Annotated in this window: 21 protein-coding genes; 10 read left to right on the plus strand and 11 right to left on the minus strand. The window is 64.2% G+C overall.

The features are described 5' to 3' along the window. Positions 1–557: 557 nt before the first annotated feature. A complete protein-coding gene (locus tag AB4037_RS24205; protein ID WP_441773241.1) occupies positions 558–1,589 on the plus strand; it encodes an AraC family transcriptional regulator in 1,032 nt (343 codons plus the stop codon). A gap of 132 nt (positions 1,590–1,721) precedes the next feature. Here the strand turns inward: AB4037_RS24205 and AB4037_RS24210 are convergent, their stop codons facing one another. Then, positions 1,722–2,084, minus strand: a complete 363-nt coding sequence (locus AB4037_RS24210; protein ID WP_434958239.1) for a VOC family protein — start codon at positions 2,082–2,084, stop codon at positions 1,722–1,724. Between the two features lie 196 nt (positions 2,085–2,280). Here AB4037_RS24210 and AB4037_RS24215 point away from each other — a divergent pair, with 196 nt between their 5' ends. The 3 genes from AB4037_RS24215 to AB4037_RS24225 are packed head-to-tail and all read left to right on the plus strand — an operon-like array spanning position 2,281 to position 4,775. Next, the gene (locus AB4037_RS24215) at positions 2,281–3,492 is read left to right on the plus strand and encodes a Tm-1-like ATP-binding domain-containing protein (protein WP_441773242.1); all 1,212 of its coding nucleotides are present in this window, start codon (positions 2,281–2,283) and stop codon (positions 3,490–3,492) included. Position 3,493: 1 nt separating this feature from the next. Next, positions 3,494–4,330, plus strand: a complete 837-nt coding sequence (locus AB4037_RS24220) for a phosphoenolpyruvate hydrolase family protein (RefSeq protein ID WP_441773243.1) — start codon at positions 3,494–3,496, stop codon at positions 4,328–4,330. A gap of 10 nt (positions 4,331–4,340) precedes the next feature. Beyond that, entirely contained in the window at positions 4,341–4,775 is a 435-nt protein-coding gene (locus AB4037_RS24225) for an SRPBCC family protein (protein WP_441773244.1), read from the plus strand. Positions 4,776–5,029: 254 nt separating this feature from the next. Here AB4037_RS24225 and AB4037_RS24230 read toward each other — a convergent pair whose 3' ends face one another. From AB4037_RS24230 to modB, 3 genes are all read right to left on the minus strand, one after another. Continuing rightward, positions 5,030–6,664, minus strand: a complete 1,635-nt coding sequence (locus AB4037_RS24230; RefSeq protein WP_441773245.1) for an ABC transporter ATP-binding protein — start codon at positions 6,662–6,664, stop codon at positions 5,030–5,032. Positions 6,665–6,801: 137 nt separating this feature from the next. Next, a complete protein-coding gene (locus tag AB4037_RS24235) occupies positions 6,802–7,035 on the minus strand; it encodes a DUF4287 domain-containing protein (protein ID WP_434958244.1) in 234 nt (77 codons plus the stop codon). Between the two features lie 74 nt (positions 7,036–7,109). After that, on the minus strand, positions 7,110–7,808 hold the full coding sequence (gene modB / locus AB4037_RS24240) for a molybdate ABC transporter permease subunit (RefSeq protein ID WP_434958245.1): 699 nt from the start codon (positions 7,806–7,808) through the stop codon (positions 7,110–7,112). A 260-nt stretch (positions 7,809–8,068) separates the two neighbouring features. Here modB and AB4037_RS24245 point away from each other — a divergent pair, with 260 nt between their 5' ends. Continuing rightward, entirely contained in the window at positions 8,069–8,428 is a 360-nt protein-coding gene (locus tag AB4037_RS24245) for a winged helix-turn-helix domain-containing protein (RefSeq protein ID WP_441773246.1), read from the plus strand. A 32-nt stretch (positions 8,429–8,460) separates the two neighbouring features. Here the strand turns inward: AB4037_RS24245 and AB4037_RS24250 are convergent, their stop codons facing one another. The 3 genes from AB4037_RS24250 to AB4037_RS24260 form a co-directional block, all read right to left on the minus strand. Beyond that, positions 8,461–11,319: a M16 family metallopeptidase gene (locus AB4037_RS24250; RefSeq protein ID WP_434958247.1), complete on the minus strand. Its 2,859-nt coding sequence runs from the start codon at positions 11,317–11,319 to the stop codon at positions 8,461–8,463. Between the two features lie 205 nt (positions 11,320–11,524). Next, positions 11,525–11,893: a hypothetical protein gene (locus AB4037_RS24255; protein ID WP_434958248.1), complete on the minus strand. Its 369-nt coding sequence runs from the start codon at positions 11,891–11,893 to the stop codon at positions 11,525–11,527. A 270-nt stretch (positions 11,894–12,163) separates the two neighbouring features. Next, positions 12,164–13,528 (minus strand): polyhydroxyalkanoate depolymerase, encoded by a 1,365-nt coding sequence (locus AB4037_RS24260; RefSeq protein WP_441773247.1) that lies wholly within the window; start codon positions 13,526–13,528, stop codon positions 12,164–12,166. 178 nt (positions 13,529–13,706) lie between these two features. Here AB4037_RS24260 and AB4037_RS24265 point away from each other — a divergent pair, with 178 nt between their 5' ends. The 3 genes from AB4037_RS24265 to AB4037_RS24275 all read left to right on the plus strand — a co-directional run bounded on the left by AB4037_RS24265 (position 13,707) and on the right by AB4037_RS24275 (position 16,339). Further along, positions 13,707–14,606, plus strand: a complete 900-nt coding sequence (locus AB4037_RS24265; RefSeq protein ID WP_441773248.1) for a sugar phosphate isomerase/epimerase family protein — start codon at positions 13,707–13,709, stop codon at positions 14,604–14,606. Between the two features lie 318 nt (positions 14,607–14,924). Next, complete coding sequence (locus tag AB4037_RS24270) at positions 14,925–15,806, plus strand: 3-keto-5-aminohexanoate cleavage protein (protein WP_441773249.1); 882 nt, start codon at positions 14,925–14,927, stop codon at positions 15,804–15,806. Beyond that, a complete protein-coding gene (locus tag AB4037_RS24275; protein ID WP_434958252.1) occupies positions 15,803–16,339 on the plus strand; it encodes a thioesterase family protein in 537 nt (178 codons plus the stop codon). Before AB4037_RS24270 ends, AB4037_RS24275 begins: the two co-directional genes overlap by 4 nt. A 347-nt stretch (positions 16,340–16,686) precedes the next feature. On the opposite strand, the gene AB4037_RS24280 is transcribed toward AB4037_RS24275, so the two are convergent. Beyond that, complete coding sequence (locus AB4037_RS24280) at positions 16,687–17,241, minus strand: c-type cytochrome (protein WP_434958253.1); 555 nt, start codon at positions 17,239–17,241, stop codon at positions 16,687–16,689. Positions 17,242–17,676: 435 nt separating this feature from the next. Between AB4037_RS24280 and AB4037_RS24285 the strand changes: the two genes are divergently transcribed. Further along, a complete protein-coding gene (locus tag AB4037_RS24285) occupies positions 17,677–18,411 on the plus strand; it encodes a 3-deoxy-manno-octulosonate cytidylyltransferase (protein WP_434958254.1) in 735 nt (244 codons plus the stop codon). 4 nt (positions 18,412–18,415) lie between these two features. Beyond that, positions 18,416–19,279, plus strand: coding sequence for a prephenate dehydratase (locus AB4037_RS24290; protein WP_434958255.1), 864 nt, complete (start codon positions 18,416–18,418; stop codon positions 19,277–19,279). 85 nt (positions 19,280–19,364) lie between these two features. Here the strand turns inward: AB4037_RS24290 and nudC are convergent, their stop codons facing one another. The 3 genes from nudC to pyc all read right to left on the minus strand — a co-directional run bounded on the left by nudC (position 19,365) and on the right by pyc (position 24,347). Next, on the minus strand, positions 19,365–20,321 hold the full coding sequence (nudC, locus tag AB4037_RS24295; protein WP_441773250.1) for an NAD(+) diphosphatase: 957 nt from the start codon (positions 20,319–20,321) through the stop codon (positions 19,365–19,367). Between the two features lie 23 nt (positions 20,322–20,344). Beyond that, the gene (locus AB4037_RS24300; protein WP_441773251.1) at positions 20,345–20,761 is read right to left on the minus strand and encodes an HIT family protein; all 417 of its coding nucleotides are present in this window, start codon (positions 20,759–20,761) and stop codon (positions 20,345–20,347) included. A gap of 106 nt (positions 20,762–20,867) precedes the next feature. Then, positions 20,868–24,347, minus strand: coding sequence for a pyruvate carboxylase (gene pyc, locus AB4037_RS24305; RefSeq protein WP_441773252.1), 3,480 nt, complete (start codon positions 24,345–24,347; stop codon positions 20,868–20,870). Positions 24,348–24,475: the final 128 nt, after the last annotated feature.

Genomic DNA, 24,475 nt, shown 5'->3' on the forward strand with positions numbered 1-24,475 from the left:
GCGATTCAGCACACGTCAGGGTTGCGTCACATCGATCTCAGGGGATGTTTAGCCTGCGCCGTCCGAAGTGCCTTGCCGTCCGCGTCCTGCTGCGTCGTTCAACATGCCGGATTGCAAGGGGGCAGCCTGAGAGGGCGCACTCGTGAACAAGCCGCATCCCTCGAAATGCCGATATCGAGTGAAGCCAGGTTCGACCGAATGGTCAAAGCACGCCAATACTTTTGACCCTCTGGCGGCACCGAGGGCGGCCTGATATCTACCATGAATCACCTTCTCGGCCCCTAGACCCATTGCTGCGACCACGCGCGTTACTTTACGCTGCTGTCGCGGGGCGAAGGCTGATGAGTACGGCCAGCTCCCTTGCGTCATAACGTAACGATATGCACTTATTCGCATAGGTTATGACAGGCCATATTCCAAGTTAGTTTCGGCCATAACACTAAAAAATAAATACTGAATGAAAATTCAAAATACAACACGCTGATATGGACATTAAAGTACATCACTCAGGATTCATATAGAGAAATTGATACAAAAATAGACAACCTGAGGACAAAATGCCAAATCTTTCTAAAGAAAATCTAATATACAGGACAAATCTTCTATTTGTTCTTCTTAATGTCCTCGAGAACGAAGGAATATCAAAAGAGCCTCTCTTGAGAGGAACGGGAATCAAACTGCACAACCCCTCCGGCCCTCAAGCCTATGTCTCGACGCCGCAGCTTCTCGATGTCATCCGAAGGGCCATGGCGATTTCGCCGCGCCGGCATCTCGGTTTGCGTTTCGGCCAGGCGGTAACGATGACCAATTATGGCCTCTACGGCCTGACGATGCTAAGCGCGCCTCGTTTGCGGGATCTCTTCGATTTCATGACACGGCATGATGCGGCTTCCGATGTGATCGTGAGATTCGCCTTCTCCGAAGGCCCCGCCATGGCTGCGATTTCCTTCCACCCTTCCTGCGACAGACATTTGGAGAGCGACCTCCATGTCTTTCTGGTCGAATACGCCCTGGGGGCTTGTCTCTCCTGCGGACGCGAGCTCTTGGGATCAGAATGGCCGATATCTGCCATCGAAATGACCGCGGCCAAGCCGGCGGCCTCCACCGTGTATGGCGACACGTTCGGCTGCCCGATCGAATATGGACGGCCGGTCGATCGCATCCTGTTCCATCCATCCCTGCTCGATTTCGTGCCGAAACAGGGTTTCGCGCCGACTTTCGCCCTCATGCAAGGGCTCTATGAGGGCCAGCTCGATCCAAGCCTCCCGTCTCCGGCCATTGAGGCCCGGCTCCAGGCGATAATGATGGAAAGAGGGGCGGGTTCAGTCTCGATCGAACAGGCCTCCGGCTGGCTGGGCATGAGCTCGCGCACGCTTCGACGCCGGCTCACCATGGAAGGCACCAACTTTCGGCTCGTCATGAACAAGGTGCGCATGGAGCAGGCCGCCAAACTCCTCCTGGAATCGGATTTGCCGATCGGCAAGATCGCCGAGCGCCTGGGGTATAGCGATACGTCCAATTTCAGGCATGCCTTCCGCATGGGAATGAAAATCTCGCCATCCGTCTATCGGGCAACAGCCCGCCGATGACGCGTCGAGACGGCGCAGGCCCGGCTCGACCTCACTCGGCGATGGCATCTGCTACTAAATGGCAGAGTTCGCCGACCGCGCAAAAGAAGGCCGGCTGCGCACTTCCTGGGAGGATGTTTCCGAAGCCCCCCATCAGCCCCCTCGCCCCCCATGCGCGAGGATGTTAACGAGGCGCCCGAGCGGATCACGGAGAAAAAAACGCCTGACGCCCCAGGGTTCGTTGGCTGGGCCGTAGACGGTCGCGTAGCCGGCAGCCACGGCGCGGGCATGGACCTCGTCGACGTTATCAACTTCAATGGAGAGGTCCGGCACCGGCGTGCCGGAGCCGCCCTCGCTGGCAAGGCTGAGTTGGGGCGCCTGATGGCCCCGGCCGGCGAAAGTGAGTATCCAGCCGTGGTCCATCACCACCTCCAGCCCGAGCAGATCCTGGTAGAAGGCACGGGCCGCCTGCGGGTCGGCGGCGGCGAGATTGGCGACGATGCGCAGCACGGCCATAATTCCTGTCCTTTCCGGCAGTCGATCGAAACGAAGCTGCAGGTTGCGGTAGCACCCCTCATCCCCCTGCCGGGACCTTCTCCCACAAGGGGAGAAGGGAGGAAACACCGACCTTCCCACCCCATCCGCTCTTAACTCGCCCACTGCGTCCGTGCTAGCGTCCCGCCACAATGATAAGACAATTGGGAGCGTAGGGATGGGCGGGTCGAGCGTCTATGTGGCTGGTACCTTCGACACCAAGGGAACCGAGCTCAATTTCGTGGCCGATTGCATCCGTTCCCATGGGCTCGACGTCACCCGGGTCGACCTTTCCACCAGCGGAACGGCCAGCGAAGTCGAGGTGCAGGCTGCGGCGGTGGCGGCCAACCATCCCGGCGGGGCCGAGGCGGTGTTCACCGGCGATCGCGGTTCGGCCGTCAGCGCCATGGCGCTCGCCTTCGCTCGCTTCATCGCCGGGCGGGACGACGTCGCCGGCCTGATCGGCCTCGGCGGCTCGGGCGGCACCGCCCTGGTGGCCCCCGCCATGCGCGAATTGCCGGTCGGCACGCCCAAGCTGATGGTTTCCACCGTCGCCTCGGGGAATGTCGCCGCCTATGTCGGCCCGAGCGACATCACCATGATGCATTCGGTGACCGACGTGGCCGGGCTCAACCGCATCTCGCGGGTGGTGATGACCAATGCCGCCAATGCCATTGCCGGCATGGCGCGGGGCCGGGCCGAGGCGGTCGCGGAGGCCGACGACAAGCCGGCCATCGGCCTCACCATGTTCGGGGTGACGACGCCCTGCGTGAACCAACTCGTGGCCGCTCTTTCCGCCGACTATGACTGCCTCGTCTTCCACGCCACCGGCACGGGCGGCCAGTCGATGGAGAAGCTGGTCGATTCCGGCCTGATCGCCGGCGTGCTCGACGTCACCACCACCGAGGTCTGCGACCTCCTGTTCGGCGGCGTGCTGGCGGCGACCGAGGACCGCTTCGGCGCCATCGCCCGCACGAAAGTGCCCTATGTCGGCTCCTGCGGCGCGCTCGACATGGTCAATTTCGGCGCGCTCGACAGCCTGCCGGAGCGCTATCGCGGCCGCAATCTCTATGTCCACAACCCGCAGGTCACGCTGATGCGCACCACGGCGGCGGAGAATGCCGAAATGGGCCGCTGGATCGGCGAAAAGCTCAACCAATGCGAGGGCGAGGTACGCTTCCTCATCCCCGAGGGTGGGGTTTCCCTGCTCGATGCGCCTGACATGCCCTTCCATGATCCTGAGGCCGATGCGGCCCTGTTCGCGGCGCTGGAAGCGACGGTGATCCAGACGCCGCGGCGCCAGCTCATCCGCGTACCGGCCGGGGTGAACGATCCCGCCTTCGCGCAGGCGCTCACGGCGAATTTCAAGAGCATTATTGGAGAGCATTGATATGGCGCACAGTGAGCGCGAGAGGATCCTGGCAAGGTTCCGCGGCATGATCGCCGAGGGACGGCCGATCATCGGCGGCGGCGCCGGCACCGGCCTCTCGGCCAAATGCGAGGAAGCCGGCGGTATCGACCTGATCGTGATCTACAATTCCGGCCGCTATCGCATGGCCGGCCGCGGTTCGCTGGCAGGGCTGCTCGCCTATGGCAACGCCAACGAGATCGTGGTCGACATGGCGCGCGAAGTGCTGCCGGTGGTCAAGCACACGCCGGTGCTTGCCGGCGTCAACGGCACCGATCCCTTCTGCCAGTTCGGCCCCTTCCTCGACCAGCTCAAGGCGATGGGCTTTGCCGGCATCCAGAATTTCCCGACCGTGGGCCTGATCGACGGCAAGTTCAGGGCCAATCTGGAGGAGACCGGCATGGGCTATGCCCTGGAGGTCGACCTCATCCGCCTGGCGCGCGAGAAGGACCTCCTCACCACGCCCTATGTCTTCAATGCGGACGATGCCCGCGCCATGGCCAAGGCGGGGGCCGACATCATCGTCGCCCATATGGGCCTGACCACGGGCGGCTCGATCGGCGCCGACACCGCGCTCACCCTGGAAGGCTGTATCGGCGAGATCAACGCCATCGCCGTCGCGGCGCGCGAGGCCTCACCCGATATCATCGTGCTCTGCCATGGCGGGCCGATCGCCGAGCCGGAGGATGCCCGTTTCATCCTGGCAAACTGCCCAGGTTGTCACGGCTTCTACGGCGCCTCCAGCATGGAACGCCTGCCGGTGGAAAAGGCGCTGGTCGCCCAGACCCAGGCCTTCAAGAACCTCAACATCAAAAAATAGGGAGCCCCCCATGGCCAAGGCCTATGCGAGCGCCGTGATCGATGCGCCGATCGAAACCGTCTGGACGATCGTGCGCGACTTCAACGCCCTGCCGGACTGGCACCCGGCCATCGCCAGGAGCGAGATCGAGGATGGTCGCAGTGCCGATGCCGTCGGCTCCATCCGCTCCTTCCATCTCGCGGACGGCGCCCATGTGCGCGAGCGCCTGCTGGCGCTCGACGATGCCGGACACACGCTCAGCTACAATTTCGTCAAGCCGGCCTTTCCGGTCGAAAATTATGTGGCTGTTATCCGCCTCATCCCCATCACCGACGGCAATCGCACCTTCGCTGAATGGAGCGCCAGCTTCGACGAGGCGCCCGCCGACGCCGGCAAATATGTCGAGATCGTTTCCAAGCACGTCTTCGCCGCTGGCTGGACGGCATTGCAGGCGAAGTTGAGGTGATCGGGGGGCTGGTCTTCAGACCAGCCTTCCCGGGCGACCTCGACATTGCCTGTCTGGTCTGATGGGCCTGACCGAAAAGTCTCGGGAACCTCGACCTTTGTCATCACCGGGCTTCGACCCGGTGATCCAGCGCTACAAGCCTCGATAGGTTGCGATGTCTGGATGCCCGGGACAAGCCCGGGCATGACAAGAATTGAGCTTTTCTTGGCCTCGTTGCGGGTTTCAAGTCAGTCTCTAAAGACCGGCCTCCAAAATTACTGCCCCACCACGTCCTCTGGCGCGGCCGCCATGGCAAAGGCGGCGGCAAGCAAAGCCTTGGTATAGTCCTCCCGCGGGCGCTCGAAGATCTGGCTGGCCGGACCGTGCTCGATGATCTTACCGCCCTGCATCACCATCACCTCGTTGGCCAGCGCCCGCACCACCTTCAGATCGTGGCTGATGAAGAGATAGGCCAGCTTGTGGCGCTGCTGCAGCTCGCGCAGGAGGTCGACGATCTGGGCCTGGACCGACATGTCGAGGGCCGAGGTCGGCTCGTCCAGCACCAGGAATTTCGGCTGCAACACCATGGCGCGGGCAATGGCGATGCGCTGGCGCTGCCCACCCGAGAATTCATGCGGATAGCGGTCCATCGCCTTGGGTTCGAGGCCGACATCGGCAAGCGCCCGGGCGACCGCCGCCCGTCGCCCGGCGGCGTCGAGCCCCCCGCCCAGCACCTGCAACCCCTCTTCGACGATCTCGCCCACCGACAGGCGTGGCGAGAGCGAACCATAGGGATCCTGGAAGACGATCTGCATCTGCTTGCGCAATGGCATCATCGCCCGCCGGTCGAGGCCCTGGATCGGCTTGCCCAGATAGGCGATCGGCCCCGTCGAGGAGATCAGCCGCAACAAAGCAAGGCCGAGCGTGGTCTTGCCCGAGCCGGATTCGCCGACGACGCCGAGGGTCTGGCCTTCCTTCACGGCGAGGCTGACACCGTCGACCGCCTTGACGTGGCCGACCGTACTGCGCATCAGCCCCGCCCGGATCGGGAACCAGACCTTGAGATCGTCGGCCGAGACGATGGTGCGGGCCTGCGCATCGAAAGGCGTCGCCCTGCCCTTGGGCTCGGCCGCCAGCAGCCGCCTGGTATAGTCGCTGGTGGGGTTGGCGAAGACTTGCCCCGTCGGGCCGGCATCGACGATCCGTCCCTTCAGCATCACGCAGACCCGGTCGGCCAGCTTGCGCACGATCGACAGGTCATGGGTGATGAACAGCATGGCCATGCCGGTCCTGGCCTGCATCTCCTTCAGGAGAGCGAGGATCTGGGCCTGGACGGTGACGTCGAGCGCCGTGGTCGGCTCGTCGGCGATCAAGAGGTCGGGGTCGTTGGCGAGCGCCATGGCGATCATCACGCGCTGGCGCTGGCCGCCGGAAAGCTGATGGGGATAGGCGTCGAGGCGTTTTTCCGGCTCGCGGATGCCGACCTGGGTCAAGAGTTCCAGCGAACGGGCGCGCGCCGCCCGCTTCGACAGGCCGCGATGCACGCTGAGGATCTCGCCAACCTGCCGCTCGATGGTGTGGAGCGGGTTGAGCGAGGTCATCGGCTCCTGGAACACCATGGTGATGTCGGCCCCACGCACGCGCTGCAGGGTCTTTTCCGGCGCGCCCAGGAGATTCTCACCGCGAAACAGCACTTCGCCCGAGGGGTGGGAAGCGGCGGGATAATTGAGAAGCTGCACGATCGACAGGGCCGTGACCGATTTGCCCGAGCCCGATTCCCCCACCAGCGCCAGGGTCTCGCCCTTGTCGAGACTGAAGGAAACCTTGTCGACCGCCAGTTCCGGCTGCCCCTCCGTCCGGAAAGCCACGGAGAGGTCGCGAACCTGAAGGAGCGGTGCAGAAGAAGCCATGGCCAAGGCCTAGCGCAGAATCAGGGCGGATTGAATCGGATTTTGCACCGGGCTGCGCTCGCATACTGCCCTCGTGCAAATGCAGCGCGCGGGAGACGGCAAGAGCGGACGGGACGTTCGCTCTTGCCCCCGGGAAATCAGCCCCCCTTGCCATCCTTGGCGAGGGCGTAGGCCACCAGGGCATTGGCGTGGCCATGGCCAAGCTTGAATTCGTCCTTCAGCCAGCCGACGATTTCCATATGCTTGGAGCCGCGCTTGCCCTCGATCAGCGCCAGCCAATGCGCGATCGGCTGGCCATATTTCTTCTCGATGGAGGGAAAATAGGAGGCCGGTCCTTTGACCGGCTGCCGGTCGGGCGTTTCAAGGCTCATAGTCGGTCTCCACGAATCGACGGGCGTTCAGAAGTGATATGCCCTGCTCCACATTGCAAGACAGGCCCCGATCATCAGCTCTGGCCGGCTTGTCCGAGCCTGGAGCGGGCACGCCGGGCCATCGCCTCGGAGATGATCAGCGCACCGAAGGCGAGCACCACCGAGACCAGGGTCAGGCGGATCACGGTATTGTCGCCATTGGGATCCTGCAGCGCCGTATAGATCGCCGCCGACAGGGTCTGCGTTTCGCCGGGTATGTTGGAGACGAAGGTGATGGTGGCGCCGAACTCGCCCAGGGCCTTGGCGAAGGCCAGCACCATACCGGCGATGATACCGGGAATGGCGAGAGGCAGCGTTACTGTGAGGAAGGAAAAGAAGGGATTGGCGCCGAGCGTGCCGGCCGCCGATTCGAGCCTGGGATCCACCGCCTCGACGGCGAGGCGGATGGCGCGCACCATCAGGGGAAAGCCCATCACGGCGCAGGCGATGGCCGCGCCGGTCCAGCGGAAGGCGAAGACAATGCCGAGCTTCGACGCGAGGAAAGAGCCGATCAGGCCGTTGCGCCCAAGCAAAATCAGGAGGACATAGCCGGTGACCACCGGCGGCAGCACCAGCGGCAGATGGACAAGAGCGTCGAACAGCGCCTTGCCGGGAAAGGCCCGGCGAGCGAGGACCCAGGCGGCGGCGACCGCAAAGGGCACCGAAATCAGCGTGGCCAAGCCGGCAATCTCGAGGCTGAGCCACAGGGCCGTCCATTCTTCAGGCGAAAGCACGCCCCCATTCCTCCGCCTAAAGCATTTTTTGAGAAAATGCGTCGAAACAAAGAGTTAGGGTGAAAGCGCGACTTTGATGAATCGCACTTTCACTCTATGGCACGCGGCCCATCGACATCAGGCCAACCGATGTCAGACCTTGGGCCTGCGCCCGAATACGCTATATTCTCCTGAATAGGGCGGTTCGCCCGTAATCGCAATGACACCTGCTTGAGAGCCAAGCGCGCTTTGCTCCCGCCCTGTGCTTGAGGAGACCGATCATGTCCGGCCCACCCGCGATCCGCCTCAAGATCAGCTTCGGCGAGGACGCCCGGCTCGGCCCGGGCAAAATGGACCTGCTGGAGGCGGTGAAACGGGCCGGCTCGATCTCGGCGGCGGGCCGCGAACTCGGTATGTCCTATCGCCGAGCCTGGCTGCTTCTCGATGCGGTCAACACCATGTTCGGCCAGCCCGCCATCGAGACCTCGGCCGGCGGCAGCCATGGCGGCGGCGCCCGCCTCACCGCCTTCGGCGAAAACCTGCTCGCCGCCTACCGCTCGGTGGAGACCGAGACCGCCAGGCTGGCCGAACAGGCCTTCGCCGATCTGGTGCCGGCAATCAGGGCGCAGGCGCGGGCCTGACCGGCAAGAGGCTGGTTCTCCGCCTCCGCGTCTCAGCGCGCCGCGGCGGCTCCGGCCGGCAGCACCGTCAGCTTCCAGACATTGCCGGGCTTGAAATAGGTCTGGGCGAAAGCGCGGATATCGGCTGGGCCGACCTTGTCGTAACCGTCCCGGCCGGCGCGGATCAGCTCGAGGCGCCGCGGATCGGTCTGGCTGCCGCTTACCTTGCCGAGCCAATAGTCGTTTTCCTGCTGCCGGCGCCTGATCGTCTCGATCTTGGGCGCACGGGCACGAGCAAGTTCGTCGGGCGAAACGTCCTTCTCGATGAGATCAGCCGCGATCTTGTCCACCAGGGCATAGAAGGAGGCGACCTTGGCCGGCGTGGTCTCGACCATGGCATAGACATAGCCGAAGCCCGGCAGGGAAGAGGACAGATCGACTGAGCCCTGGGGAGAATAGGTCGCCCCTTCGGCAATGCGGAACTCGTCGATCAGGCGATTGACCAGGATCGAGCTGGCAAGGTCGGCCGTGAAGCTGCGCGGAATGTCCGACAGCATATCGCCCACCGGCATGGCGACCAGGACGGCGGCATTGTCCGGGCGCCCGGAATGGCTCTGCACGACCGGCTCGGCCTTGATGGCCGGAAAGGCCGCAGCAGCGTCGGCGGCCGGCGTCTGCGGCACCGGGCGGGGCGGCAGGGCACCGAAGGTCGCGGCGACCTGACGGATGGCCTCATCCACGCCGACATCACCGACAATGGTGATGTCGAGAGCGCCCTCAGCGAAGACCGGCGCGAACAGGGCCTGAAAATCGCCGGCCTTGGCCGCCAGCAATTGCGGGCGGTCCGGGAAGGTCCAGCGCGGATCGCCGGAGTGGATCAGCCCCTGGAAGTCCCGGCTGACCACCACGCCGGCCGTCGCCTCATATTGCGGCAGATTGGCGAGATAGAGCTGCCGGATACGCTCGAAGACCTCCGGCCGCCAGGCGGGATCGGAGGCATAGGCGGCGAAGATCTGCAATTGGGTGGCAAGATCGGCCGGACGCGTCGTGCCCTCGAACTTGAAGGCACGGTCCTCCAGGGAGAAGCCGACGCTGGCGATCTTCGACGCCAGCACCTTCTGCATATCGTCATAGTCGATCGCCTTCAGGCCCGAGAGCTCAACCGCCTGGGCGGTCCAGGTCGGGATCGGGCGGTCATGCGGCAGATCGAGCCGGCCCCGGCCGATATCGACACGGACCTGGATCTCGTCGGCCCTGAACTTCGTGGGCTTGACGGTGAGGCGCACGCCATTGGCAAAGCGCACCATGGTCAGGCCGAGATCCTCCACGGCACGGCGCTCGGCGACGTCGCCCGGCGTGCCGAATTTGGTGTAGGGCCAGACCACCTCGGCGGCATCGGCCGGCGCGGTCACGGGAACGGCCTGCGAGCGTGCATAAGCCTTCTCGACCGCGGCCGGCTCCGGCGGCTCGGCGCCCTGCAGCACAAGGCGCGGACCGCTGCCGGAGAGCACCGCCTGAACAGCCTTGTCGACCTCGGCGGCCGTCAATCCCTTCACCATGCGCTCAAAAAGAACGAGATCGTCGGCAGGCGAGGTGAAGACCTTGCTCTCGTCGACGCTGCTGGCGAGCATCGCGGCGAGATCCGGGCTGGTGCGCGTCGCCGCACCATCGGTCAATGATTGCAGGGCGGAACGATATTCCGCCACCTCGCGGTCGACCTCGGCCTGGCTTGTGCCGAACTGCACGAGACGGCGCTGTTCCTGATCGAGCGCGGCCAGGCCCTTGTCCCAGGCACCGGTTTCGACATCGGCGGACAACAGGCCGGCGCGGGCCGATTCGTAGAGATCCTGCAGGCCGACATCAGCCGCGATGAAGGGCGCATTGGCCTTGCGCGACAGGGCCTGGAGACGGCGCTTGAGCACCGACAGGCCAACATATTCGATCGCGCTCTGGCGCCGCTTGGCATAGCTGTCCGGCGCGGCGTCGAAGGGGCGGATCCAGGCCAGGTAGATCTTGGTGTTCGCGCCCGGAACCTTGACGACGTCGGCACCGACGCCGCGCTTGAGAGGCTGGCCGAGGTCGGGCTCGGCCACGGCCGGGCCGACGGGCTTCCAGTCCTCGAAGCGCCGGCGGATCTCCGCCTCCATGGCGGCGGGGTCGATGTCGCCGACCACGAGCAAAGTGGCACGGTCCGGACGGTAATTGGCCTGGTAATAGGCGCGCAGCCGCTCGATGGGGGCGGTGCGGATGATCTCGGTCTTGCCGATTGGCGCGCGCTCCGGCACGCGCTGTCCGGCGAGGAGGACGTTGAACAGGCCCATGATGCTGCGATAGCCTGGCGTGTCGCGCAGGCGCTCCTCGGAAAGGACGACGCCGCGTTCGCGATCGAGGGCGGAGGCGCTGAGCGTGAGTTCGCTCGCCGTCTCGCGCATCAGCATCAGGCCGGTGGAGACGGTATCGGCATCGACCTCCGGCAGGTCGAGCGCATAGGTTGTCTCGTCATAGCTGGTATGGGCGTTGGTGTCGGCTCCGAAGGCCAGCCCCTTGCGCTGCAGGATGCGCACCATCTCCCCTTCCGGCACCCGGGTCGAGCCCTTGAAGGCCATGTGCTCCAGCATATGGGCGAGACCCCGCTGGTCGTCGGCCTCCTGCAGCGAGCCGGATCCGATACGCAACCGGATGGCGGCCTGCCCCGCCGGCGTGGTGTTGCGCATCACCGCAAAGCGCATGCCGTTGCCGAGCACACCGAAGCGGATGCCGGCTTCGGGCTTCAGGTCGCTATCGGCCTGAGGCCAAACAGCGATCTTGGCTGCAGTCTCGGCTCGGACGGGAAAGGGGGCGACGGACAGGCAAAGCAGGGCCGCCGCGATCAGGTGGCGGGCGGGCCGGAGGCGCAAGATGGAATGGGGCAAGCAGGATCTCTATGGGGGAGGAACAGATTTCGCCCGCGCACCATAGAGCAAAACGCGTTTAGACGGAAACGCTTGTTTGCTCTAACTCCTTGTTTCGACGCGTCTTTGCGATTCTTGGCGTAACCGCCAAATCGCAAAACGCTCTAGCGTCATTCCCCAAGGTTGCGGCAACCCGGCGGGTCGGCGCGATAGCCAGCTGCCAGCCTCACCATCGGCCACGGGAATATTTCATCAGGCAGACATGCTTGGCGTATTTGCTGGGCGCGATGACGACTGGCGGCGTGCTGCCGTAGGCCTTCCCAGTTTCGATGTCCGGATCGTCCTTATAGAAGCCGCTCTTATAGCTCGTGGTGCAATCACCGAATTTGTTGCAAACCTCGAGCTTGGTACAGATGATCGCCTCGCTCTGCTCGTAAATGTAATAGGTCGCCTCGGAATAGGGCGGGCGCGGATAATTTTCGGTGCGGATGGTTACCTGCCCCGCGTCCCTGCCGAAATCCTGTGCGGCGGCGGCCGGAATGCCACCAGCAAGGCAAGACGAGACCATCAAAACAAAGCCCGTCAGATTGCGCATGGACCACCCGCCTCCCTTTTTGATCCTTCCAGCCCTATGGCCTTGGCGGACAGCCGTCAACGGACTGGTACACCGGCACGAAGCCCCAGAGGTGGGAAAGCGAAGACGATGCTCGAACACGTTCCGGGCAAGCGCAGAAACAGGTGTTCATAGGCACCAGCCCTGTGGACGGAATTCCGGATACCTTACCCTCCCCTGGAGGGGTGGGTAAGGTCAGCGCCTGTGCACGAGGACGTTCGCACTCGCTGGCAATCTTGTGCGGTGATGCGATCAGACCGAGACCGGCCTCACCGGGCCCTTGCCGCGCTTGGAATCCAGCGGAATCGGATCGTTGGCACCGCCCGGGCTCGGCTTGTGCGGCGCCAGATTGGAGCGGATGAAGTCGGAAATGCGCGGAGCGATCTCGGAGCGGAAGCGCGAGCCGTTGAAGACGCCATAGTGCCCGACGTTCATCTGGGTGTAGTGGGCGCGCTTGTCGGCCGGCAGGTTCACGCACAGGCCATGCGCCGCATGGGTCTGGCCGTGGCCAGTGATGTCGTCGTTCTCACCCTCGATGGTGAAGAGCGCGGTGTTGCGGATGGCGCCCGGATCCACCGGCTTGCCGCGATGGGTCATCTCGCCCTTAGCCAAGGCATATTTGATGAACACGGTATCGACCGTCTGCAGATAGAACTCCGCCGTCAGGTCCATCACCGAGAGATATTCGTCATAGAATTCGCGATGCTTCTGGGCGCTGTCGCCGTCGCCGCGCACCAGATCGAAATAGAGCGTCTTGTGGGCGTCGAAATGGCGGCTGAGATTCATGGTCATGAAGCCGGTCAGTTGCAGGAAGCCGGGATAGACGTCGCGCATGAAGCCGGCATTGGGGAACGGCACCTTGGTGATGACGTTCGAACGGAACCAATCGACGCCCTTCTCCACGGCGACGTCGTTGACCTTGGTCGGCGAGAGGCGGGTGTCGATCGGGCCGCCCATCAGCGTCATGGTCAGCGGCGCATAGGGGTCGTTCTCCGCTTCCATGCGGGAAACGGCGGCCATCACCGGTACCGAAGGCTGGCAGACGCCGATCACATGGGTGTCGGAGCCGAGCACATGCAGCATCGAGATGACATAGTCGATATAATCGTCGAGATCGAAACGCCCCTCCGACACCGGCACCAGCCGGGCATCGATCCAATCGGTGATGTAGACCTCGTGATTGGGCAGGAAGGCCTCGACCGTGCCGCGCAGCAGCGTGGCGTAATGGCCCGACATCGGCGCCACGATCAGGAGTTTGGGATCCGGACGGCGATTGCCGCGGATGGCGCGGGAAAAACGCAGGAGATTGCAGAAGGGCCGCCGCCAGACGACTTCCTCATGCACGGCCACGCGCTCGCCGCCCACCAGCACGTCCTTGATGTCGAAGGCCGGCTTGCCGTAGCGGCGCGTCACGCGCTCGAAGACCTCGCAGGCTGCCGCAACCGACTTGCCCCAGGTGGTCATAGAAAAAGGATTGCCCGGATTTTCAAAAAACGCCCGGGTCGCGTCGGAAAAAGCTCTAGTCGGGCCCAGCGCCGCATGCGTCGCTTCGTAGATGGTGTAGACGGGCGCAGAAATCGCGCCCAACCCCATCATGCCCCTAAGTTCTTCAAACATAGCACCACCAAACTACAGGATTGCAGGTCCGTCGCCGAATGCTCGTCACGGATTTGTCATAGCAGCATTATTGCGACGCAACAAATATTCCGGAGTGTAAAAGCGATATCGTCAACAATCTGATACCGGCAGCGATCAGGAAGCCTATGCTGCTTCGACACCATCAAAGGAGACTGAAATGCCCACCCAGCCTGCTGTCGGCCTGACCTCGCGCGAGGGCCAGCCGGATCTGTCCGGCCTCGCCGCCACGCTGGACGAGGTTACCGATCTCGGCCTCGCTTTTGTCGAGCTGCCGGCCTACCACTACGACCTCGTGCTGGCCGGGCGCCCGATCGGCTCGCGCGTCGCCGAATTCGAAGCCATATGCCGCGACCGTCCCTTCGGCTTCACCGTGCACGGCCCGCTGCCGATCAACTTCATGGCACCGCCCGCGCTGCTGCCGCGCTTCCTGGAGACGACCAAGGCTTTCATCGAGATCGCGGCCCGCATCGGCGCGCCGCATCTGGTCATCCATGCCGGCATGATGCAGGCCGACGAGCGCCACGACGCCGAGAATGCGGCTGCCCGCCAGCGCGACTACCTCCATCGCGCCGGCGAGGCGGCGGCCGCGCATAATGTCGTGCTGTGTGTCGAAAACCTGTTCGATTTCGGCCCCTATGCGGCGACGCCCAGCATTGCGCGCCTGGCCGAGGAACTCGCCCTGATCGACCACCCGCATGTCCGGGCCACCTTCGATTTCAGCCATGGCTACATCCATGCCAGCCAATATGGTTATGACTTTCTGGAGGAGGCCAAGGCGCTGGCCCCCTTCGCCAAGCACCTCCATTTGCACGATTCCTTCGGCCAGCCCGACCTGCCCTGGGTTTATGACAGCGCCGAGGCCAATGCCTTCGGCCTGGGCGACCTGCATCTGCCGCTGGGCTGGGGCAGCCTGCCCTGGAACGCTCTCGCCGAGCAGTGCAGCTTCCCCGCCGACGTCATCGCCATCCATGAACTCAATGAGCGTTTCTGGCGAGACCGGCGCGAGGCGCTCGACAATGCGCGGGGGTTTCTGGGACAAATTCGCACTGCGGGATAGGCTCCCCGGGACCGTTCTCGTCCCGCCTATCCTGGAAGCATTACGTTTGTCGGATAGGAAAGGCGGACGAGACGTCCGCGGTCCCAGCGTTGGCGTCTCTTGCGCAAACCTTGGCGGCGTCGCGCAGGAAGCGGTGCGGCTGGGATCGCGGACAACAGCCACATTGAGCGGCGCTCTATGTGGCGGCGACGTCCGCTCTTGGAACTCCCGTGCAAAGCAGGCACAGCGCCCCTGTCGCATTCTGCATCGTGCCTGTCGCGACAGGTCACGTCCGTAAACGGGGCTGGCCTAACATCCCCGCGACAGGGAGGAAGCACCGTGAATACCGACGTCATCATATCCTGCGCGATCACCGGGGCCGGCGACACCGTCGGCAAGCATCCGGCCATTCCGGTCACGCCCAAGCAGATCGCCGACTCGGCCATCGAGGCGGCCAAGGCGGGCGCCGCCATCGCCCATCTGCATGTCCGCGATGTCGACACCGGCAAGGCCGGCCGCAAGCTCGAACATTATCGCGAGGCCGTCCAGCGCATCCGCGATTCGGGCGTGGATGTGGTGATCAACCTCACCGCCGGCATGGGCGGCGACTTCTTCTTCGACCCCGCCAATCCGCGCACCGGGGGCACGGGCACCGACATCGCCAATGCGGCCGAGCGCGTCGCCCATGTCGAGGAACTGAGGCCCGAGATCTGCACGCTGGATTGCGGGTCGGTGAATTTCAGCGACGGCCTGTTCATGGCCACCGGCGAGACCTTGCGCGAGATGGCCGAGCGCATCCAGGCCGTCGGGGTAAAGCCCGAGATCGAGTGCTTCGAACTCGGCCATATCTGGCAGGCCAAGGATCTGATCAAGCGCGGCCTGATCGACGCGCCGCCGATGTTCCAGCTCTGCCTCGGCATCCCCTGGGGCGCGGAGGCCACCACCGAGACCATGGTCGCCATGCGCAACCATCTGCCGCCGGGCGCCAATTGGGCCGCCTTCGCCATCGGCCGCATGCAGATGCCCTTCGTGGCCCAGTCCATGCTGCTGGGCGGCAATGTCCGCGTCGGCCTGGAAGACAATATCTGGCTCGACCGCGGCGTACATGCGACCAACCAGTCGCTCACCACCCGCGCCAAGGAAGTGATCGAGCGTCTGGGCGGGCGGGCGCTCACGCCAGCGGAAGCGCGCGACAAGCTCGGCCTGAAGAAGCAGAAATGAGCCGGGTCACTACCCCCAACGAGGGCAAGCCCTTTGCGGGCTGGGATTGGGCCAAGCCGATCCCGGCCCCGCTGGCCCTGCACCGCACGCCGGTGGTCGAGGCGTGGACCGACTATAACGACCACATGACGGAGAGCGCCTTCCTCTTGGTGTTCGGGGATTCCTCGGATGTCTTCTTCCGCATGATCGGCGTCGACGAGGCCTATCGCGCCGCGGGTTCCTCGATCTACACCATGGAAACCCGCATCCACAATCGGCGCGAGGCCCATATCGGCGATCCGCTGGCACTGACGCTCCAACTCATCGACCACGACGCCAAGCGCCTGCACGTCTTCCATGCCATGACCAACGAGGCTGATGGCGCAGTGCTCGCCACGGCCGAGCAGATCCTGGTGCATGTCGACATGCAGGCCGGGCGTTCCTCCCCCTTCCCGCCAGAGATCGCCGAGCGCATCGCGGCGATCGCCGGGGCCCACGCAGACCTGCCGGTGCCTCCGACGGTAGGCGTGCCGCTCGGGATCAGGCGGCGATAGGGGCGCAGCTCTCGCGATACCATCCCACTATGGCATAACAGCCTTCTCCACGAAGTGGGGAAGTCCGCCACATCTTCGAAACGAAGATGTGGCTGTTCATTGCGAAGCAATGACGGATGGGGTGTGGCGGGCAGTGCGCCATGCATGACGCGATAGCGGGACGGGCCGCGCAAGCTTGCTTGGGACATAGCGCTGCCCGCCACACCCGACCCGACTTCGTCGGGCCACCCTCCCCACTTCGTGGAGAGGGCTTGTCGCGCCTTATTCGGAAAAGTTGCAGATCACGCGACAGCAAAAAGCCGGGCGATGAGCCCGGCTTTGGCAGATTCTGGCAAGAGCGCCGCTGCTTACTTCGGCAGATCGATCGGCTTTTCGCTCTTCGAATTGAGATAGGCCAGGATGTCGGCGCGGTCCTGCGGCTTGGGCAGACCGGCGAAGGACATCTTGGTGCCCTTGGCGAAAGCCTGCGGGCTCTTGATGAAGTGATAGAAATCGTCGGGCGTCCAGGTCTCGCCCTTGTCGTGCAGCGCCTTGATGGCATCGGAATAGGCGAAGTCCGTCTTGTGGCCCTTCGGCCCGCCGATCACACCGAACAGGTTCGGACCCACGCCGTTCTTGCCGGTCTGGTCGTCGGTATGGCAGGCAGCGCACTTCTTGAAGATGGCGGCGCCCTTCTCGACCGAGGCCTTGGCGACCAGCTCGGCCAGCGGCGGATCCTGGGAGGCAGCAGGCGCCTCGGCAGTGGTGGCCGGCGCGGCGTCGGTGAGCTCATAGCCCGCCTTCTCCGGTTTTTCCTGCTTGAAGATTTCCTCGGCGACAATGCCCAGACCCAAGGTCAGCATCAGCGTGCCCAGGACTGCGCCGGCAATCTTGTTCAGTTCAAACGATGACGACGAACTCATCCCCGGCTCCGACTCGAGATAGACTTAGCGAAATAGACGCGACCAAAGGCAAAAGATGCCCCCGCACCTGATTGCCCCAAACACAAACTCCGGCAGCCACTCTGTCAAGCGGCAAACCGCATGGGACCCTCTATCCGGTTTGACCCGTAGTTTGCAACTCGTATAAATCGCGCGCGCTTGCTACTTTTCGCCGCCCCGCTCCGGAAGCGGCCGTTCAGAGGCTGTTGTGAACCATGGATAGGATTTTGACGTGAGCGATTTTGTTCGAGGTGAAGGAGTTCGAGGACGCAAGCCTTGCGGCTTGCTACGTCTGCCACAGGCAAAGCCCGTGGCTGGAACGACGCACTCGTCGAGCAAAAGCGACACTGCAGGTGGCCAGCCTTGACCTCATCAAAACCCTATCCATGGTTCACAACGGCCTCTAGGTGAATTTCCTTGTCTCATCCCCTCATCCTGATTCCCGCTCGCATGGCCTCGACCCGCCTGCCGGGCAAGCCACTCGCCCCGATCGCAGGGGAAGCGATGATCGTGCATGTCTGGCGCCGGGCGTGCGAATCGCGCCTGGGCCGGGCGGTGGTGGCGACGGATACGGCCGAGGTCGCCGACGCCGTGCGTGCCGCAGGCGGCGAAGCGGTGATGACGCGGCCCGACCACCCCACCGGCTCGGATCGCATCTACGAGGCTTTGAGCGCTATCGACCCCGAGGGCCGGCACGACACCATCATCAATGTCCAGGGCGACCTGCCGACCATCGAGCCGGAATCGATCCGCGCCGTGTTCGGGCCGCTCGCCAACGAGGCTGTGGATATCGCCACCCTCGCCGCCGTGATCACGCGCGAGGAGGAGAAGACCAATTCCAGCGTGGTGAAGGTGGTGGGCACGCCGATCGAGCCCGGCGTGTTGCGGGCGCTCTATTTTACCCGCGCCACCGCCCCCTGGGGCGAGGGCGACCTCTATCACCATATCGGCCTCTACGCCTATCGCCGCGCCGCGCTGGAGCGCTTCGTCACGCTGCCACCGGCACCGTTGGAGCAGCGCGAGCGCCTCGAGCAATTGCGGGCGCTGGAAGCGGGAATGCGCATCGATGTTGCGATCGTTCCCGCCGTGCCGCTAGGTGTCGATACACAGGAAGATCTCGAACGCGCCCGCGCGATTCTCGAAAGACATTAAACTGATGACCGAGTCCAAACTGAAAGTTTCGTTCCAGGGCGAGCCTGGTGCCAATTCTCATATCGCCTGCATCAACGTCTATCCCGACGCCGAACCCTTGCCCTGCCCGACCTTCGAGGACGCCTTCAATGCGGTGTCTTCCGGCGAGGCGGAGCTTGCCATGATCCCGATCGAGAATTCGGTGGCGGGGCGCGTCGCCGACATCCATCATCTCTTGCCGACCTCGGACCTGCATATCATCGGCGAATATTTCCTGCCGATCCACCATCAGCTCATGGCGGTCCCGGGCGCGAGCCTCGACACCATCCGCACGGTCCACAGCCATCCCCAGGCCCTCGGCCAATGCCGCATCACCATGCGCGGCCTCGGCCTCACGCCGGTGACCGAGAGCGACACCGCCGGCGCCGCCCGGCTGGTGCGCGACTGGCAGGACCCGAGCAAATCAGCCCTCGCTTCCACGCTGGCAGCGGAAATCTATGGCCTCGAGGTCCTCAAGCCCGACGTCGAGGACGAGCCCTACAACACCACCCGCTTCGTGGTGCTGTCGCGCGAGCCGGATTGGGTGCCCATGGGCAAGGGGCCGACGGTGACGTCGCTGATCTTCACGGTACGCAACCTGCCGGCCGCGCTCTACAAGGCGATGGGCGGCTTTGCCACCAACGGCATCAACATGACCAAGCTGGAAAGCTATATGGTCGGCGGGCATTTCTCCGCCACCCAGTTCTATGCCGAGGTCGACGGCCACCCCGAGGAGAAGAACCTCAAGCGCGCTTTGGAAGAACTCGGCTTCTTCTCGACCAAGATGCGCATCTTCGGCGTGTTCCCGGCCGATCCGGCCCGCGACGACCACGCGCCACCGGCGGAGTGAACGGAGCGCGGACATCCTGTCCGCCTCTTGCTCTCCATCACGCGCAGCGCTTCCAAGAGGCGGACAGGATGTCCGCGCTCCAACCTCACGGCACCACCGCGCCGCCCTTCTCCGCGAATTCCTTCAGGAGGTGATGGGCGATCGCCATCGGCCTGGGCGCGCTGAAGCCCTGCGGATGCTCGTCGATCAGCATCTGGACCACCTCTTCGCGCGTAAACCAGCGCGCATCCTCGAGTTCCTTGATGTCGACATTGATGTCGCGGCCGACCGCCCGGGCAAAGCAGCCCACCATCAGGGAGGAGGGGAAGGGCCAGGGTTGCGAGGCGAAATAGCGCACATGCGAGCAGGCGATGCCCGATTCCTCCAGGACCTCGCGCCGCACGGCATCCTCGATGGTCTCGCCGGGCTCCAGGAAGCCAGCCAGCGCCGAATACATCTTTTCCGGAAAGCGGGTCTGGCGACCCATCAGGCAGCGATCGCCATCGATAGCCAGCATGATCACCACCGGATCGACGCGGGGAAAATGCTGGGTGCTGCAATTGGCACAGTCGCGCCGCCAGCCACTGGACGTGATCCGGGTCTCCTGGCCGCAATTGGCACAGAAACGATGACGCTGGTGCCAGTCCAGCACTTCCTTGGCCGTGGACAGCTCGCCGAGAATGCCCGGCGCCACCAGGCCCCGCATGGCAAGGGAGCGCAGGTCCATCGCCTCGACATCCGTGCGCCAGGCGAGTTCGTCGGCCAGCCCCTTGTCGAAAGCCTGTGCGAACACGGCACTGCCATCGGACTGCAGGCCGAGGAAGACAATTTGCCGGCTATCTTTGAAAGATTCGATCTCCTCGCGATCGAACAGAGCCTCATGGGCGCCGTCGCGAATGCGCAGAAGCGGGATGTCGCCCGAGAAGGCAAAGAACCGGCATGAGGAATGGGCCAGCTTGTCCGCGATGAAGGCTTCGTCCTCGCGCTGACCCGAGGCGCGATCGAGTGGATTGACCGAATAGGCGATGGCGGCGGAACGATCGAACAGAGTATGCAGTGTCATGGCAAATTTTTCCGGCAAGATCTTCATGAAATCGACAGCAGCCTGCGAAGCTGGCTAATCAAATCGGCGGCGACAGCTTCCGCATAAGGCCGTGCAGGCACCTGCCCCCAGACGGGTTTCGGCCAGGCGGGGTCGCCCTTGAAACGGGCGATGACGTGGATATGAAGCTGCGGCACCATATTGCCAAGGGCGGCGACATTGAGCTTGTCGCAGCCCGTGAGAGCCTTCAGCGCCTGAGAGACCGCGGCGATCTCCTGCATCAGCACGGTTCTATCAGCCTCGTCGAGCTCGATGATCTCGCTGATATCGGGATGTTTGGGGATGAGGAGAAGCCAGGGGAAGCTGGCATCGTTCAACAGGCGCAGATGCGACACGGCAAGGTCGCCGATGGCGATCGAATCGCCTGCAAGCTGGGGATGGAGGGTGAAGGCGGGGGACATGGGCTTTCCGGGTGCGCGGACGTCTCGTCCGCTCTTCCTAACCCGCAAATGCGCCGGTTCCAAGGGTCGGCGGAAAGAGCGCGCTGGAAGCCCGCGCACCCGGAAGTTACCCCATCACCATCAAGAGGTCCTTGGCATCGATCTGGGCCCCGGGCGAGACCAGCACTTCGGCGATCTTGCCGTCCTTCGGAGCGTGGAGCGCGGTCTCCATCTTCATCGCCTCGATGGTCAGGAGCACGTCGCCCGCCTTGACCGCCTGCCCCGCCTTCACCGCCACGGTGGAGATGGCGCCCGGCATCGGTGCGGCGATATGGGCCTCGTTGCCGTCCTCCGCCTTGCGGCGCGCCTTGACGCTGCCGGCAGCCAGGCGGTTGGGCACCTTGATGATACGCGGCTGGCCGTTGAGCTCGAAGAAGACTCGAACCTGCCCTTCCTCGTCGGTCTCGCCCATCGTCTGCAGGCGGATCACCAGGGCCTTGCCGCGCTCGATTTCGATGGTGAGTTCGTCGCCCGGCGCCATGCCGTAGAAATAGGTCGCGGTCGGCAGCACCGAAACGGGCCCGTATTTGCGGGCGGTGACGGCATAGTCGGTGAAGACCTTGGGATACATCAGATAGGAGGAGATCTCGTTGCCCTCCACGGCGCGGCCGATCTTCTTCTCCACCTCCGCCTTCAACGCCGGAATGTCGGCCGGCGGCAGCAGCGAGCCGGGGCGCACGGTGATCGGCGCTGCATCCTTGAGGATCTTCTTCTGCAGGGCGGAAGGCCAGCCGCCCTCGGGCTGGCCGAGATCGCCGTGCATCATCTCGACGACGGAGGCCGGGAAGGCGACCTCGCGGGCGGGATCGGCGACATCCTCCGGGGTGAGGCCCTGCGCCACCATCATCAGCGCCATGTCGCCGACCACCTTGGAAGACGGCGTCACCTTGACGATGTCGCCGAACAGATCGTTGGCGGCGCGATAGGCTTTGGCCACCTCGTGCCAGCGCGTCTCCAGGCCGAGGGAGCGGGCCTGCTCCTTGAGATTGGTGAACTGGCCGCCCGGCATCTCGTGCAGATAGACCTCCGACGCACCGGCCTTCAGGTCACTCTCGAAGGCGGTGTATTGCGTACGCACCGCCTCCCAATAGAAGGAGATCTGGCGGATCGCCTCCGGATCGAGGCCGGGATCGCGCTCGGAATGCCTGAGCGCCTCGACGATGGAGCCGAGGCAGGCCTGGGACGTCGTGCCAGACATCGCATCCATGGCGGCATCGACCGCATCGACGCCAGCCTCGATCGCCGCCAGCACGGTGGCGCCGGCAATGCCCGAAGTGTCGTGGGTGTGCAGGTGGATCGGCAGGCCGATCTCCTGCTTGAGTTCGCTCACCAGCTTGCGGGCCTGGGCCGGCTTGAGCAGACCCGCCATGTCCTTGATCGCCAGGATATGGCAGCCGGCCTTTTCAAGCTCGCGCGCCATGCGGACGTAATAGGCCAGGTCGTATTTCGAGCGCGAGGCGTCGAAAAGGTCGGCCGTATAGCAGATCGCGCCCTCGGCCAGCTTGCCGGCCTCCAGCACGGCGTCAATAGACACCCGCATATTCTCGACCCAGTTCAGGCAGTCGAAGATGCGGAAGAGATCCATGCCGGCATCGGCCGCCTGCTTGACGAAGAGCCGTACGACATTGTCGGGATAATTGGTGTAGCCGACGCCATTGGCCCCGCGCAGCAGCATCTGGGTGAGGATGTTGGGCGCGCGTTCGCGGATCAAAGCGAGACGCTCCCAGGGATCCTCGGTGAGGAAGCGCATAGCGACGTCGAAGGTGGCACCGCCCCAGCATTCGAGCGAAAGCAGCTGCGGCAGGCCGGCGGCATAGGCCGAGGCGACGCCGGCGATGTCGTAGGTGCGCATGCGCGTGGCCAGCAGCGACTGGTGGGCGTCGCGCATGGTGGTGTCGGTGACGAGGACGCGCTTTTCCTCCTTCATCCAGCTCGCGAACTTCTCCGGGCCCAGCGTGTCGAGCAACTGCTTGGTGCCGGAGGCAGGCCTCACCTTGAATTCGGGCGCATGCGGCGTGCGCGCCTCGGCGGGCGGCCGCGCTCGGCCGCGCGCCTCGGGATGGCCGTTGACGGTGACGTCAGCGATATAGGTCAGGAGCTTGGTGGCGCGGTCGCGGCGCTTGGCGAACTGGAACAGCTCGGGCGTCTCGTCGATGAAGCGCGTGGTGTACTGGTTGGAGCGGAACTTCTCGTGCGCCAGCACCGCCTCCAGGAAGGGCAGGTTGGTGGCGACGCCCCGGATACGGTATTCGCGCAAGGCGCGGGTCATGCGGGCGATGGCTTCCTGCGGGGTGGAGGCCCAGGCCGTGACCTTTTCGAGCAGCGGATCGTACCAGCGTGTCACCACCGCGCCGGAATAGGCGGTGCCGCCGTCGATGCGGATGCCGAAGCCCATGGCACCGCGATAGGCGGTGATGCGGCCATAGTCCGGGATGAAATTGTTCTCGGGATTCTCCGTGGTCAGCCGGCACTGCAGCGCATGGCCGCGCATGAAGATGTCGTCCTGGGCGGGAATGCCGGTCTCCAGCTCGCCATCGGCACCGATGACGCCGATGCGCCCGCCCTCGGCGATGCGGATCTGGGCCTTGACGATGTCGAGATCGGTGACGACCTCGGTGACGGTGTGCTCGACCTGGACGCGCGGATTGACCTCGATGAAATAGAACTTGCCGGTATCGGCATCCATCAGGAACTCGACGGTGCCGGCGCCGGCATAATCGGTGCCGCGCCCGATCTTGAGCGCCGATTCGCACAGGCCCTGGCGCGTCTCCTCGTCGAGATAGGGCGCGGGCGCGCGCTCGATCACCTTCTGGTTGCGGCGCTGGATCGAGCAGTCACGCTCGAACAGATGCACCAGCGTGCCGTTGCCGTCACCGAGGATCTGCACCTCGACATGGCGGGCGCGGCGCACCAGCTTTTCCAGATAGACCTCGTCCTTGCCGAAGGCAGCCTTGGCCTCGCGCTTGGCGGTGAAGACGGCATCGAGCAGCTTGTCCTCGCTCTCGATCGGGCGCATGCCACGCCCGCCGCCACCCCAGGAGGCCTTGAGCATCACAGGATAGCCCACGGCCTGGGCCGCCGCCTTGATCGCTTCGGGATCGTCGGGAAGCGGGTCGGTCGCCGGCATCACCGGCACGCCGACCGAAATGGCAAGGTTGCGCGCATCGACCTTGTTGCCGAGCGTGCGCAGGGTCTTGGGGCTGGGACCGATGAAGACGATGCCGGCGGCGGCACAGGCTTCGGCGAATTCCGGGCTCTCCGACAGCAGGCCGTAGCCTGGATGGATCGCATCGGCCCTGGCTTCCTTGGCGACGCGGATCACCTCGTCGATGGAGAGATAGGCCTCCACCGGTCCCAGATTCCTTTCAGAACCCTTGCCCTTGCCGATCTGGTAGGCTTCATCAGCCTTGAAGCGGTGCAGCGAAAGTTTGTCCTCCTCCGCATAGACGGCAATGGTGGAGATGCCGAGTTCCGTGGCGGCCCGGAACACGCGGATGGCGATCTCGGAACGATTGGCGACGAGCAGGCGGCGGAAGGACGGTCGCATGAGCACTCGCGGTCTGGAGGGGAGTTGGGAATTTATGTTGCAATGCGAAGAGTGATGCACATTCTTTCCCACATCGGCAAATCCTACTCGCTCCACCAGCGATGAAATGTCGACGTTCGCCGTTTTGT

Origin of the sequence: Labrys sp. KB_33_2, from assembly GCF_052114505.1 — a bacterium.
In the GTDB taxonomy this organism is placed as follows: Bacteria; Pseudomonadota; Alphaproteobacteria; order Rhizobiales; family Labraceae; genus Labrys.

Bases quoted from the DNA above. Each gene is read 5' to 3' on its own strand.
- AB4037_RS24205 (WP_441773241.1), top strand. From the start codon at position 558: ATGCCAAATCTTTCTAAAGAAAATCTAATATACAGGACAAATCTTCTA.
- AB4037_RS24210 (WP_434958239.1), bottom strand. From the start codon at position 2,084: ATGGCCGTGCTGCGCATCGTCGCCAATCTCGCCGCCGCCGACCCGCAG.
- AB4037_RS24215 (WP_441773242.1), top strand. From the start codon at position 2,281: ATGGGCGGGTCGAGCGTCTATGTGGCTGGTACCTTCGACACCAAGGGA.
- AB4037_RS24220 (WP_441773243.1), top strand. From the start codon at position 3,494: ATGGCGCACAGTGAGCGCGAGAGGATCCTGGCAAGGTTCCGCGGCATG.
- AB4037_RS24225 (WP_441773244.1), top strand. From the start codon at position 4,341: ATGGCCAAGGCCTATGCGAGCGCCGTGATCGATGCGCCGATCGAAACC.
- AB4037_RS24230 (WP_441773245.1), bottom strand. From the start codon at position 6,664: ATGGCTTCTTCTGCACCGCTCCTTCAGGTTCGCGACCTCTCCGTGGCT.
- AB4037_RS24235 (WP_434958244.1), bottom strand. From the start codon at position 7,035: ATGAGCCTTGAAACGCCCGACCGGCAGCCGGTCAAAGGACCGGCCTCC.
- AB4037_RS24245 (WP_441773246.1), top strand. From the start codon at position 8,069: ATGTCCGGCCCACCCGCGATCCGCCTCAAGATCAGCTTCGGCGAGGAC.
- AB4037_RS24255 (WP_434958248.1), bottom strand. From the start codon at position 11,893: ATGCGCAATCTGACGGGCTTTGTTTTGATGGTCTCGTCTTGCCTTGCT.
- AB4037_RS24260 (WP_441773247.1), bottom strand. From the start codon at position 13,528: ATGTTTGAAGAACTTAGGGGCATGATGGGGTTGGGCGCGATTTCTGCG.
- AB4037_RS24265 (WP_441773248.1), top strand. From the start codon at position 13,707: ATGCCCACCCAGCCTGCTGTCGGCCTGACCTCGCGCGAGGGCCAGCCG.
- AB4037_RS24275 (WP_434958252.1), top strand. From the start codon at position 15,803: ATGAGCCGGGTCACTACCCCCAACGAGGGCAAGCCCTTTGCGGGCTGG.
- AB4037_RS24280 (WP_434958253.1), bottom strand. From the start codon at position 17,241: ATGAGTTCGTCGTCATCGTTTGAACTGAACAAGATTGCCGGCGCAGTC.
- AB4037_RS24290 (WP_434958255.1), top strand. From the start codon at position 18,416: ATGACCGAGTCCAAACTGAAAGTTTCGTTCCAGGGCGAGCCTGGTGCC.
- nudC (WP_441773250.1), bottom strand. From the start codon at position 20,321: ATGACACTGCATACTCTGTTCGATCGTTCCGCCGCCATCGCCTATTCG.
- AB4037_RS24300 (WP_441773251.1), bottom strand. From the start codon at position 20,761: ATGTCCCCCGCCTTCACCCTCCATCCCCAGCTTGCAGGCGATTCGATC.
- pyc (WP_441773252.1), bottom strand. From the start codon at position 24,347: ATGCGACCGTCCTTCCGCCGCCTGCTCGTCGCCAATCGTTCCGAGATC.